General features: G+C 59.4%; 11 protein-coding genes. 2 read left to right on the forward strand and 9 right to left on the reverse strand.

Annotated elements, in window-relative coordinates:
* Nucleotides 1-10: 10 nt before the first annotated feature.
* Complete coding sequence (locus U5A08_RS28165) at nt 11-976, reverse strand: GlxA family transcriptional regulator (RefSeq protein WP_321849438.1); 966 nt, start codon at nt 974-976, stop codon at nt 11-13.
* Nucleotides 977-1205: 229 nt separating this feature from the next.
* Between U5A08_RS28165 and U5A08_RS28170 the strand changes: the two genes are divergently transcribed.
* Nucleotides 1206-1847, forward strand: coding sequence for an HD domain-containing protein (locus U5A08_RS28170; RefSeq protein ID WP_253400012.1), 642 nt, complete (start codon nt 1206-1208; stop codon nt 1845-1847).
* A 144-nt stretch (nt 1848-1991) separates the two neighbouring features.
* On the opposite strand, the gene U5A08_RS28175 is transcribed toward U5A08_RS28170, so the two are convergent.
* The 8 genes from U5A08_RS28175 to U5A08_RS28210 all read right to left on the reverse strand — a co-directional run bounded on the left by U5A08_RS28175 (nt 1992) and on the right by U5A08_RS28210 (nt 10807).
* Nucleotides 1992-2876, reverse strand: coding sequence for an ABC transporter permease subunit (locus U5A08_RS28175; protein ID WP_321849440.1), 885 nt, complete (start codon nt 2874-2876; stop codon nt 1992-1994).
* Nucleotides 2873-3793, reverse strand: coding sequence for an ABC transporter permease subunit (locus tag U5A08_RS28180; protein WP_321849441.1), 921 nt, complete (start codon nt 3791-3793; stop codon nt 2873-2875). Before U5A08_RS28180 ends, U5A08_RS28175 begins: the two co-directional genes overlap by 4 nt.
* The gene (locus tag U5A08_RS28185) at nt 3790-4932 is read right to left on the reverse strand and encodes an ABC transporter ATP-binding protein (protein ID WP_253400016.1); all 1143 of its coding nucleotides are present in this window, start codon (nt 4930-4932) and stop codon (nt 3790-3792) included. Before U5A08_RS28185 ends, U5A08_RS28180 begins: the two co-directional genes overlap by 4 nt.
* Before the next feature lie 67 nt (nt 4933-4999).
* The gene (locus U5A08_RS28190) at nt 5000-6094 is read right to left on the reverse strand and encodes a polyamine ABC transporter substrate-binding protein (RefSeq protein ID WP_253400017.1); all 1095 of its coding nucleotides are present in this window, start codon (nt 6092-6094) and stop codon (nt 5000-5002) included.
* Between the two features lie 239 nt (nt 6095-6333).
* Nucleotides 6334-7428, reverse strand: coding sequence for a polyamine ABC transporter substrate-binding protein (locus tag U5A08_RS28195; RefSeq protein WP_301295230.1), 1095 nt, complete (start codon nt 7426-7428; stop codon nt 6334-6336).
* 206 nt (nt 7429-7634) lie between these two features.
* The gene (locus U5A08_RS28200) at nt 7635-8999 is read right to left on the reverse strand and encodes an aspartate aminotransferase family protein (RefSeq protein ID WP_321849443.1); all 1365 of its coding nucleotides are present in this window, start codon (nt 8997-8999) and stop codon (nt 7635-7637) included.
* Between the two features lie 58 nt (nt 9000-9057).
* Entirely contained in the window at nt 9058-10416 is a 1359-nt protein-coding gene (locus U5A08_RS28205; RefSeq protein WP_253400023.1) for a glutamine synthetase family protein, read from the reverse strand.
* Nucleotides 10417-10504: 88 nt separating this feature from the next.
* A complete protein-coding gene (locus U5A08_RS28210; RefSeq protein ID WP_321849446.1) occupies nt 10505-10807 on the reverse strand; it encodes a hypothetical protein in 303 nt (100 codons plus the stop codon).
* A gap of 278 nt (nt 10808-11085) precedes the next feature.
* Here U5A08_RS28210 and U5A08_RS28215 point away from each other — a divergent pair, with 278 nt between their 5' ends.
* Nucleotides 11086-12462 (forward strand): glutamine synthetase family protein, encoded by a 1377-nt coding sequence (locus U5A08_RS28215; RefSeq protein ID WP_253400028.1) that lies wholly within the window; start codon nt 11086-11088, stop codon nt 12460-12462.
* Nucleotides 12463-12610 lie beyond the last annotated feature (148 nt).

Raw genomic sequence — 12610 nt, forward strand, 5'->3', positions numbered from 1 at the left:
GGTGTTGCGCCTACACCGGCGCGGCGAAGTTGAGTCGGAACTGTTGCGGCGTCACCCCCAGCCGGCGGTTGAATACGCTGCGCATGTGCTGGGCATCGCGAAACCCGCATTGATAGGCCACGGTCTTGAGCGGCGCGTGGCTGCTTTCGAGCATCACCCGCGCCGCGTCCACCCGCGCCCGCTCGACAAACTCCGCCGGGGTGATCCGCGCTTCACGGGCGAACACCCGGGAGAAGTTACGCGCACTCATATTGGCCGCCTTGGCCAGGTCCGCGATGGTCAAATCGCCGGTCAGGTTGGCCAGCACATACAACTGCACCAGCGCCACCGCCGAGGTGGCTTCGGCATGGGGCGTGAGGAACGGGCTGAACTGCGACTGCCCGCCCGAGCGCTGGGTGAACACCACCAGGCGCTTGGCCACGCTCAGCGCCACTTCCGGCCCGTGGTCCTGGGCCAGCAAGTACAGCGACAGGTCGATACCTGCCGTGACCCCGGCCGAGGTGTAGAGGTTGCCGTCCTGCACGTAAAGGCGGTCGGCCTCGACCCAAGTGGTGGGGCACAGGCGCGCCAGGTCGGCGGCATCGCCCCAGTGCGTGGTGACCGTGCGGGCGTCGAGCAAACCGGCGCGAGCGAGTATGAAGGCGCCGTTGCAGATCGAGCCGAAGCGCCGCGCCCTGGCGGCGGCACTGCGTAGCCAGTCATCGAAGTCGGGGCCGAAATCCTCGAACGGCAGCTGCGGACCACCCGCCACCAGCAGCAGGTCATAGGCTTGCAGGGCTTCGCGGTAATGCCGATGAGCTTGCAACGACAAGCCGTTGGAGGCCGCCATCGTGCCGTGGCCGATACCGATCACTTCCAGTTGGTAGTGATCTTCAGGCGCGAGAAAACGGTTCGCCTCGCAGAACACATCCATCGGCCCGGTCACGTCCAGTGACTGGACGCCGGGGAAGATCAGGATGGCGACGGTTTTGCTCATGAACAGGCACACCTTTACCTAACTGGATAAACACAGAACCCCTCCCTCCTTTGGATTTTCGCAGGCTGGGAGGGTGATATTGCCTGCAACACCCTAGCCGATTTTCACTTGGCACGATGTAGCGGCACATTGGCCGACATCGCACCCTCGCTGCGATAGCCCCTCCCCAGTCACGCGACCAGACTGGCTTCCTCGGCGCCACCCCGGCGCTTTCTTGCGGAGAACGACCATGAGCACCACCATCGCCGGCATCAAGATCCCGGACAGCGCCCTGGCCAAGGCCGCCACCGACTATATCCGCGACGTCGAGTCCGACCTGCTCTACCACCACTCGCGCCGGGTGTTTCTGTTCGGCGCGTTGAGCGGTGAGCGCAGGCAACTGGCCTACAACCCGGAGCTGCTCTACGTCGGCGCGATGTTCCATGACCTGGGCCTGGTGCAAGGCCACCGCAGCGATGACCAGCGTTTCGAAGTCGACGGCGCCAACGCGGCGGCGGACTTCCTCAAGCCGTATGGGCTGAGCGACGACGATATCGAACAGGTGTGGCTGTCCATCGCGCTGCACACCACGCCGGGTGTGCCGCAACATCTGCGCCCGACCGTGGCGCTGGTCACCGCCGGCGTCGAGATGGACGTGCTGGGCATGGACTACGCCGCGTTTACCCCCGTGCAGCGCGAAGCCGTGGTGCATGCGCATCCACGCGGTGAAGGGTTCAAGGAGTGCATCATCTGCGCCTTCGCCGACGGCTTGCGCCATCGCCCGCAGACCACGTTTGGCAACGTGAAGACCGATGTGCTGGTGGATCAGGAGCCGGGGTTCAAGCCGATGAACTTTGTCGAGGTGATTCGCCAGTCGCCGTGGGCTGCGTAATCAACCTGGAATGCGGTCCAAATGTGGGAGGGGCGGTGCGACGATTCGACTTGCCCCCGATAGCAGAGTGTCAGTCACTGAAACTGTGACTGATCCACCGCCATCGGGGGCAAGCCCCCTCCCACACTTTGACCTCTCAGGCTGTTAGACCGGCGCAGGCGCCCGACGCTTGTCCGGCTGCTGCCAGCCATCGGCGGCCGCTTCTTCGATCGCTTGCTGGATGGCTTTCTTGCGCAGGTCTTCGGCACGACGGCTGAAGAACCACACCAGGAAGGTCACCAGCGACACCGCCAGCAAAATCAGGCTGGCCACGGCGTTGATCTCGGGTTTAACCCCAAGGCGCACGGCCGAGAAGACTTCCATCGGCAAGGTGGTCGAGCCCGGGCCGGAGACGAAGCTGGCGAGTACCAAGTCATCGAGGGACAACGCGAAGGACATCATCCCACCCGCCGCCAACGACGGCGCGATCATCGGGATGGTGATCAGGAAGAACACCTTCCACGGCCGCGCGCCCAAGTCCATCGCCGCTTCTTCGATCGACAGGTCCAGCTCACGCAAACGCGCCGACACCACCACCGCCACATACGCCGCACAGAACGTGGTGTGAGCGATCCAGATGGTGACGATGCCACGCTCCTGGGGCCAACCGATCATCTGCGCCATGGCCACGAACAGCAGCAACAACGACAGACCGGTGATCACTTCCGGCATGACCAGCGGCGCGGTCACCAGGCCGCCGAACAGCGTGCGGCCCTTGAACTGGCTGATGCGCGTCAGCACGAACGCCGCCAATGTACCCAGCGCCACGGCCGCGACGGCCGTGTAGCAGGCGATTTCCAGGGAACGTGCCACCGAGCCCATCAACTGGGTGTTGTCCAGCAGGCCCACGTACCACTTGATCGACCAACCGCCCCACACCGTCACCAGCTTGGATTCGTTGAACGAGTAGATCACCAGGATCAGCATCGGCAGGTAGATGAACAACAACCCCGCCACCAGCATGAAGCTTGAGAAACTGACGCGCTTCATATCTTGCCCTCCATCTCTTTGGCTTGGCTGCGGTTGAACAGGATGATCGGCACGATCAGGATCGCCAGCATCACCACCGCCAGAGCAGAAGCCACCGGCCAGTCACGGTTATTGAAGAATTCTTGCCACAACACTTTACCGATCATCAGGGTTTCCGGGCCGCCCAGCAGTTCCGGGATCACGAACTCGCCCACCACCGGAATGAAGACCAGCATGCAACCGGCGATGATGCCGTTCTTGGACAGCGGCACGGTGATCTTCCAGAAGCTGTTGAAGGTGCTCGAACCCAGGTCCGAGGCGGCTTCCAGCAGGCTCTGGTCGTGCTTCACCAGGTTGGCGTACAGCGGCAGGATCATGAACGGCAGGTACGAATAGACCACACCGATATACACCGCGATGTTGGTGTTAAGGATCTGCAGCGGCTCGTTGATCAGCCCGATGGACATCAGGAAGCTGTTGAGCAAGCCGTTGTTGCTGAGGATGCCCATCCACGCATACACGCGGATCAGGATCGCGGTCCAGGTCGGCATCATGATCAGCAGCACCAGCACGGTCTGCATCTCTTTGCGCGCACTGGCAATGGCGTAGGCCATCGGGTAGCCGATCAGCAGGCACAGCAAAGTACTGAAGAACGCCATCTTCAGCGAACCCAGGTACGCGGCGATGTACAACTCATCGTCGCCGAGCATCGCGTAGTTGGCCAGGTTCAGCACCAGTTGCAGCTTCTGCTCAACGAAGGTGTAGATCTCGGTGTAAGGCGGGATCGCCACGTCGGCTTCGGCAAAGCTGATCTTCAGGACGATGAAGAACGGCAGCATGAAGAACAGGAACAGCCAGAGGAAAGGGATCCCGATGACCACATGCCGGCCACCGGGGGTTATTCGTTGCAGCTGGCGCTTGAATTTTTTCATGTTCATGAGCGAAGTACCACGCCGCTGTCGTCTTCCCACCACACGTATACCTGGTCACCCCAGGTTGGGCGCTGGCCACGGCGTTCGGCGTTGGCGACGAAGGACTGCACCAGTTTGCCGCTCGGCAGCTCCACGTAGAACACCGAGTGCCCGCCGAGGTAGGCGATGTCGTGGACCTTGCCGCTGGACCAGTTGTGCTCGCAGGTCGGCATTTCGGTGGTGACCAGCAGTTTTTCCGGGCGGATGGCGTAGGTCACCGACTTGTCTTCCACCGCAGTGGCGATGCCGTAGCCCACGTAGATGTCGCGGTCCAGGTCCGGGCACTTGAGCACCGCGTGACCTTCGGCGTCGTCGACCACCTGGGTGTCGAAGATGTTGACGTTGCCGATGAATTCGCACACCAGGCGGCTGGTCGGCGTCTCGTAGATGTCGACCGGGCTGCCGATCTGCGCGATCCAGCCCAGGTGCATGATCGCGATACGCTCGGCCATGGTCATGGCCTCTTCCTGGTCGTGGGTCACCATCACGCAGGTCACGCCGACGCGCTCGATGATTTCCACCAGTTCCAGTTGCATCTGCGAACGCAGTTTTTTGTCCAGCGCCCCCATCGGTTCATCGAGCAGCAGCAGTTTCGGGCGTTTGGCCAGCGAACGGGCCAGGGCCACACGCTGGCGCTGGCCACCGGACAACTGGTGCGGCTTGCGCTTGGCGTACTGGCTCATCTGCACCAGCTTGAGCATCTCGGCCACGCGGGCGTCGACTTCGGCCTTGGGGATCTTGTCCTGTTGCAGACCAAACGCGATGTTCTGCGCCACGGTCATGTGCGGGAACAGGGCGTAGGACTGGAACATCATGTTGATCGGCCGCTCGTAGGGCGGCATGTCGGTGATGTCCACACCGTCGAGGTAGATGCGACCCTCGGTTGGACGCTCAAAACCTGCGAGCATGCGCAACAAGGTGGATTTGCCCGAACCCGAACCGCCGAGCAAGGCGAAGATCTCGCCTTTCTTGATTTCCAGGGACACATCGTCCACGGCAATCGTCTCGTCGAACTTCTTCGTGACCCGGTCGATTTTGACCAGCACCTTTTTCGGTGTCTGGTCGCCCTCGAGGGCTTTCTTATAGGCGCCGGAGGCAACTGCCATTTACGAAACTCCCGAAAAAAAAGGGTGCAGTTCGCCCGAGGCGGGCGAACCCAGGATAGTTTGAGCCTTACTTGCCCGTCTTGACCTTGGTCCAGCTACGGGTCATCAAACGCTGCACGTTCGGGGGTAGCTCGACGTTGACAAATGTCCGGTCGAGAACCGCCTGCGGTGGGTAAACCGCTTCGTCGGTGCGTATCGATTGCTCCATCAGTGTGTCCGCCCCTGGGTTAGGGTTGGCATAACCGACGTAATCACTGACCTGAGCGATAACCTCAGGTTGCAGTAAATAGTTGATGAAGGCGTGGGCCTCTTTGACGTTGGTCGCGTCCTTGGGGATCGCCAGCACGTCAAACCACAGGTTGCCGCCTTCTTTCGGAATCGCGTAGGCGATATTCACGCCCTTGCCCGCCTCGCTTGCGCGGGCCTTGGCCTGGAACACATCGCCGGAGAACCCGGCCGCCACGCAGATGTTGCCGTTGGCCAGGTCGGAGATGTATTTGGAAGAATGGAAGTAGGTCACATAAGGCCGCACTTTCAGCAGTTTCGCTTCGGCCTTCTTGTAGTCTTCGGGGTTCTCACTGTTGGGGTTCAGGCCCATGTAGTTGAGCACCGCCGGGAGCATTTCATCTGCCGAGTCCATGAAGGACACGCCGCACGTCGCGAGCTTCTTCATATTTTCCGGCTCGAATAGCACGGCCCAGGAGTCGATCTTGTCGACGCCCAGCACTTCTTTGACTTTATCGACGTTGTAACCGATGCCGTTGGTGCCCCACAGGTACGGCACGGCGTATTGGTTGCCCGGGTCGTTCTTTTCCAGACGCTTGAGCAGCGCCGGGTCGAGGTTGGCGTAGTGAGTCAGCAACGACTTGTCGAGCTTCTGGAACGCCCCGGCCTTGATCTGTTTGCCGAGGAAGTGATTGGACGGCACCACCACGTCGTAACCGGTACGCCCGGCCAGCAACTTGCCTTCCAGGGTTTCGTTGGAATCAAACACGTCATACACCGGCTTGATACCGGAGGCCTTTTCAAAGTTGGCCAGGGTGTCGGGGCCGATGTAGTCCGACCAGTTATAAACATGCACCGTCGATGCGGCCTGCACGCTGATGGCCAGCGTGACACCTGCACCTACCAGCAAGGCTTTGCGAAATAAAGAAAATGGCAAGTGGAGGTCCTCTTAAATAGTTGGGCCAAAAGTTGTTGCCCGGCAACAAAACCGGCGCGCAACTTACCCTCGATAAACCGATCCGGCAAAACTTTCTGTCATTTAGTTACTGTACGGTTGCCGCTCTTTGTAGGAGCGGGCTTGCTCGCGAAGAACTCACAGGCAACGCGGGCGACCAGAGGCGCTGCGTTATCGTTGACGATTTTCGCGAGCAAGCTCGCTCCTACAGGTTTCCTCGCTTACTTACCCGATTTGATTTTGGTCCAGCTACGGGTCATTTCACGCTGCGTCGTCGCCGGCAAGTCGGCAATGGCATACAGCTTGGCTTGCACATCCGCTGGCGGGTAGATGCCTGGGTCGCTGGTGATGTCTTTGTCGACCAATGCGGTGGCTTTCTCGTTACCGTTCGGGAAACGCACGCTGTTGGTGATCGCAGCCATGACTTTCGGCTCGAGCAGGTAGTTCATGAACTTGTAGGCGGCTTCGACGTTTTCGGCATCTTTAGGGATGGCGACCATGTCATAGAAACTACCGGCGCCTTCCTTCGGAATGTCATACGCCACTTTGACCTTGCCACCGGCTTCAGCCGCGCGGGACTTGGCCTGCTGGATGTCACCCGAGTAACCCACGGCCACGCAGATGTTGCCGTTGGCCAGGTCGGAGATGTACTTGGAGGAGTGGAAGTAGCCGATCGAAGGACGGATCTTCAGGAACAGGTCTTCGGCTTGCTTGAGGTCAGCCTTCTTCTGGCTGTCGGTCGGCAGGCCCAGGTAATGCAACGCGATCGGCAACATTTCGGTTGGCGAATCGAGGAAGCTCACGCCGCAGCTCTTGAGCTTGGCGATGTTTTCCGGCTTGAGCAGGATGTCCCACGAATCGATCTTGTCGATGCCCAGCGCAGCCTTGACCTTCTCCGGGTTGTAACCGATGCCGATCGAACCCCACATGTACGGGAACGCGTGCTTGTTGTCCGGGTCGCTGACCGACACGGCCTTGAGCAGCGACGTGTTCAGGTTTTCGTAGTTGGACAGCTTGGATTTGTCCAGCTCCTGGTAGACGCCGGCCTTGATCTGCTTGGCGAGGAAGTTGTTCGACGGTACAACGATGTCGTAACCGGACTTGCCTGCCAGCAACTTGGCTTCGAGGGTCTCGTTGCTGTCGAATACGTCGTACACCACTTTGATGCCCGACTCTTTTTCAAAGTTGGCGATGGTGTCCGGAGCGATATAGTCGGACCAGTTGTAGACGTGCAGCACTTTATCGTCTGCCTGGGCCGCGCCCGCCATTGCACCCATCAGGGACAACGCGAGGAGGGTCTTGCCAGCGTTCTTCAAACCTAATGCCTTCATTTGGTGATGCTCCGATTTTCTTTTTTGGACCGCAACATACTTCATCGATCTACAGCTGTTTGGCCGCCCGTCGAAGGGCAGCAAAACAGGACAACAGTCTGGCAAGTTAGGGGGCCGGCTTTCAACTAACCCCCACATTTATAACTGCCCGAACGCAGCGCCCAAGAGCCACTGCGTTCTGAGCCTAGCACTTAGCCCTGCAATGCCGCCAAAGTCAGGTCCAGGCAATGACGAGCCTTGGTCACCAGCTCGTCAATTTCGGTCTTGCTGATTACCAGCGGCGGCGAAATGATCATGGTGTCACCCACGGCGCGCATGATCAGGCCATTCTCGAAGCAGAAGGTTCGGCAAATCATGCCAACACCACGGCCTTCGTAACGCTTGCGCGTCGCTTTGTCCTGAACCAGTTCAATCGCACCGAGCATGCCAACACCGCGCACTTCACCCACCAATGGATGATCAGCCAGCTCCCTCAGACGTTTCTGCAAATAGGGTGCCGTTTCGTCATGCACACGCTTAATAATTTGCTCATCGCGCATGATGCGGATGTTTTCCAGGGCCACCGCTGCTGCCACCGGGTGACCGGAGTAGGTGAAGCCGTGGTTGAAATCGCCGCCTTCATTCAGCACCGCAACCACCTCGTCGCGCACGATCAGGCCACCCATCGGGATGTAACCCGAGGTCAGGCCCTTGGCGATGGTCATCATGTCGGGCTTGAGGTCGTAGAAATCGCTGCCGAACCACTCGCCGGTACGGCCGAAACCGCAGATCACCTCATCGGCGACGAACAGAATGTCGTACTTGGCGAGGATTTCCTTGATGCGCGGCCAGTAGCTGTCAGGCGGCACGATCACACCACCGGCGCCCTGGATCGGCTCGGCAATGAAGGCACCGACGTTGTCCACGCCCAGTTCCAGGATCTTCTCTTCGAGCTGGTTGGCGGCCCACACACCGAACTCTTCGGGGCTCATGTCGCCGCCTTCGCCAAACCAGTAAGGCTGGGCGATGTGGACGATACCCGGGATCGGCAAGTCGCCCTGCTCATGCATATAGGTCATGCCGCCGAGGCTGGCGCCGGCCACGGTGGAGCCGTGGTAGCCATTCTTGCGGCTGATGATGACTTTCTTGTTCGGCTGGCCCTTGATCGCCCAATAGTGGCGGACCATGCGCAGCATGGTGTCGTTGCCTTCGGAGCCGGAGCCGGTGAAGAACACGTGGTTCATGCCGGCCGGTGCGACGTCGGAGATCGCCTTGGCCAGTTCCAGCACCGGCGGGTGAGCGGTCTGGAAGAACAGGTTGTAGTACGGCAGTTCTTTCATCTGCTTGGCGGCGGCATCAGCCAGTTCATCGCGACCGTAACCGATCGCCACGCACCACAGGCCGGCCATGCCGTCGAGGATCTTGTTGCCTTCGCTGTCCCACAGGTAAACGCCGCGGGCTTTAGTGATGATCCGCGGGCCTTTCTCTTTCAACTGCTTGAAGTCGCTGAACGGCGCCAGGTGGTGATCATTGCTCAAGGCTTGCCATTCACGGGTTTGCGGGTTGTTGCTGGACATACCAATCTCCTAGACTTTTCGGTGAAGGGCGCACCGTTTAAAGGGCGCGCCCGGCGCATCAGACGGCGAAGAGCAGAAATTCCCGCTCCCAAGAACTGATCACGCGCTTGAAGTTTTCATGCTCGGCCCGCTTGACCGCGACGTAGCCAGTGATGAATTTGTGACCCAGGTATTTCTCAACGGTCTTGCTGTTTTCCATGCGTTCCAGGGCGTCTTCGATGGTCAACGGCAGGCGCAGGTTGCGCCGTTCGTAACCACGGCCGACGACCGGCGCGCTCGGGTTATGCCCTTCGACCATGCCGATGTAGCCGCACAACAGGCTGGCGGCAATCGCCAGGTACGGGTTGGCGTCAGCGCCCGGCAGGCGGTTTTCCACACGACGGTTCTGCGGGCCGGCATCCGGTACGCGCAGGCCGACGGTGCGGTTTTCTTCGCCCCACTCCACGTTCACCGGCGCGGAAGTGTCCGGCAGGAAGCGGCGGAACGAGTTCACGTTGGGGGCGAACAGCGGCAGCAATTCGGGGATGAATTTCTGCAGGCCGCCAATGTGGTTGAGGAACAACTGGCTCATGGTCCCGTCTTCATTGGAGAAGACGTTCTTGCCGGTGGCGATGTCGATGATGCTCTGGTGCAGGTGCATCGCGCTGCCGGGCTCGCCGGTCATCGGCTTGGCCATGAAGGTGGCGGCCACGTCGTGCTTGAGCGCGGCTTCACGCATGGTGCGCTTGAACACCAGGATCTGGTCGGCCAGGGACAGCGCGTCGCCGTGACGGAAGTTGATTTCCATCTGCGCCGTGCCGTCCTCGTGGATCAGGGTGTCGAGGTCCAGCTCCTGCAGTTCGCACCAGTCGTAGACATCTTCGAACAGCGGGTCGAATTCGTTGGCTGCTTCTATAGAGAAGGACTGCCGGCCGGTTTCCGGACGGCCGGAACGGCCAATCGGCGGTTGCAGCGGGAAGTCCGGGTCTTCGCAGCGTTTGGTCAGGTAGAACTCCATCTCCGGCGCCACGATGGGCTGCCAGCCTTTGTCGGCGTAGAGCTTGAGGACTTTCTTGAGCACGTTGCGCGGCGACAGCTCGATCGGGTTGCCTTGCTTGTCGTAGGTGTCGTGGATCACCTGGGCGGTGGGCTCGATGGCCCACGGCACCAGGAACACCGCGTTCTGGTCGGGGCGGCAGATCATGTCGATGTCGGCCGGGTCGAGCAATTCGTAATAGATGTCGTCTTCGACATAGTCGCCGGTCACGGTCTGCAACAGAACGCTCTCGGGCAGGCGCATGCCTTTCTCGGCGATGAACTTGTTGGTCGGCGAGATCTTGCCCCGGGTGATGCCGGTGAGGTCGCCAATCATGCATTCGACTTCTGTGATCTTGTGGTTTTTCAACCAATCGGTGAGCTGGTCGAGGTTGTTACTCATAAATGCCTCTGGGCTGGGTTTCCTGACGTCCATTAAAGGTCAGGCTTTGGTTGACGCATCGGCGTCGCTGGTTCATCAGAGTGGGAGCTTAACCGCCATTTGGGGTGCCGTTGCACTCCTTAAGCAAAAGGCTTGCCTCCCGTGCAGGATAATGAGCGGCAACCGCAAAAAAGGCCGGACCGGCGTCATGGAAAGCGCGGGTATAAAAAAATGAACGGGGAACGCGAACAGCATCCTGGCCGTCAAGAATAATGACCGGATCGAGGGGATTTATCGGGGATTGAATAGTCAACGGGAATGCGCGTTCGCAACATTCGAGATAGCGGTGAAAAGCATGCAGACCGACCTGTTTCGAGCAGGTGGTGATGCCGATTATCGGCAGGCCAGACATGAAGCACCCCGGTATTATTGCTGTTATGGGTTTTAATCGAGCTTAGCCTTGTTCATTTTTTTACACAACACCCCCGTAAAAAATACAACACGGCCCGCTCAAGCCTGCTAGTCCCGAGCCGGTCAAACCGACAAAACCGCCCCAAAAAGCCCCAAAAAAGCCCACCAGGCGCTTTTTTGGGGCAAAAAAGGCCTCGCTTGACTTCGGCATGCGGTTCGGGTTGACTGAAACCAGAAAAGATCAATGATTGATATTTTTAACAACAAAGGTGTTGCATCATGTCGGTACCCCCGCGTGCCGTTCAGCTTAACGAAGCGAACGCGTTCCTTAAGGATCATCCTGAGGTTCTGTACGTAGACCTTCTAATTGCGGATATGAATGGTGTGGTGCGCGGTAAGCGCATCGAACGCACCAGCCTCCACAAGGTTTACGAGAAAGGCATTAACCTGCCTGCCTCTTTATTTGCCCTGGATATCAACGGCTCAACGGTGGAAAGCACCGGCCTGGGTCTGGACATCGGTGATGCTGACCGAATCTGTTATCCAATCCCCGACACCCTGTGCAATGAACCTTGGCAAAAGCGCCCCACCGCGCAACTGCTGATGACCATGCACGAAATTGAAGGTGAACCTTTCTTCGCCGATCCGCGCGAAGTGCTCCGACAAGTTGTGAGCAAATTCGACGAACTCGGTCTGACCATCTGCGCTGCCTTCGAGCTTGAGTTCTACCTGATCGACCAGGAGAACGTGAACGGTCGCCCACAACCGCCCCGCTCGCCAATTTCCGGCAAACGCCCGCACTCGACACAGGTCTACCTGATCGACGACCTCGACGAATACGTCGACTGCCTCCAGGACATCCTGGAAGGTGCCAAAGAGCAAGGCATCCCGGCTGACGCCATCGTCAAGGAAAGTGCCCCGGCGCAGTTCGAAGTGAACCTGCACCACGTGGCCGACCCGATCAAGGCCTGCGACTACGCGGTACTGCTCAAGCGCCTGATCAAGAACATCGCCTACGACCATGAGATGGACACCACCTTCATGGCCAAGCCTTACCCAGGCCAGGCAGGCAACGGTTTGCACGTACACATTTCGATCCTGGACAAGGACGGCAAGAATATCTTTGCCAGTGAGGATCCCGAGCAGAACGCCGCATTACGTCACGCGATCGGCGGTGTGCTGGAGACCCTACCCGCCCAAATGGCGTTCCTGTGCCCTAACGTCAACTCCTACCGTCGTTTCGGCGCACAGTTCTACGTGCCGAACTCGCCGTGCTGGGGCCTGGACAACCGCACCGTCGCCATCCGCGTGCCGACCGGCGCGGCTGACTCCGTGCGTATCGAACACCGCGTAGCCGGTGCCGATGCCAACCCCTACCTGCTGATGGCTTCGGTCCTGGCAGGCGTACACCACGGTCTGACCAACAAGATCGAACCGGGTGCGCCAGTGGAAGGCAACAGCTACGAGCAGAACGAACAAAGCCTGCCGAACAACCTGCGCGATGCCCTGCGCGAGTTGGACGACAGCGAGGTGATGGCCAAGTACATCGATCCTAAATACATCGATATCTTCGTCGCCTGTAAGGAAAGTGAGCTGGAAGAGTTCGAACACTCCATCTCCGACCTTGAGTACAACTGGTACCTGCATACCGTGTAAGCGCTGGTTGCACTGAAAAAACGTCGCAGGCCTTTGGTCTGTGGCGTTTTTTTATGGGTTGCTTTTGGTAGACCGAGTTGGCCGCCATCGGGAGCAAGCTCCCTCCCACAGTTGAACGAGTTTTCCTGAAGAAACCGGTTCGAGTGTG

The sequence above is a fragment of the Pseudomonas paraveronii genome, from assembly GCF_963681955.1.
In the GTDB taxonomy this organism is placed as follows: Bacteria; Pseudomonadota; Gammaproteobacteria; order Pseudomonadales; family Pseudomonadaceae; genus Aquipseudomonas; species Aquipseudomonas paraveronii.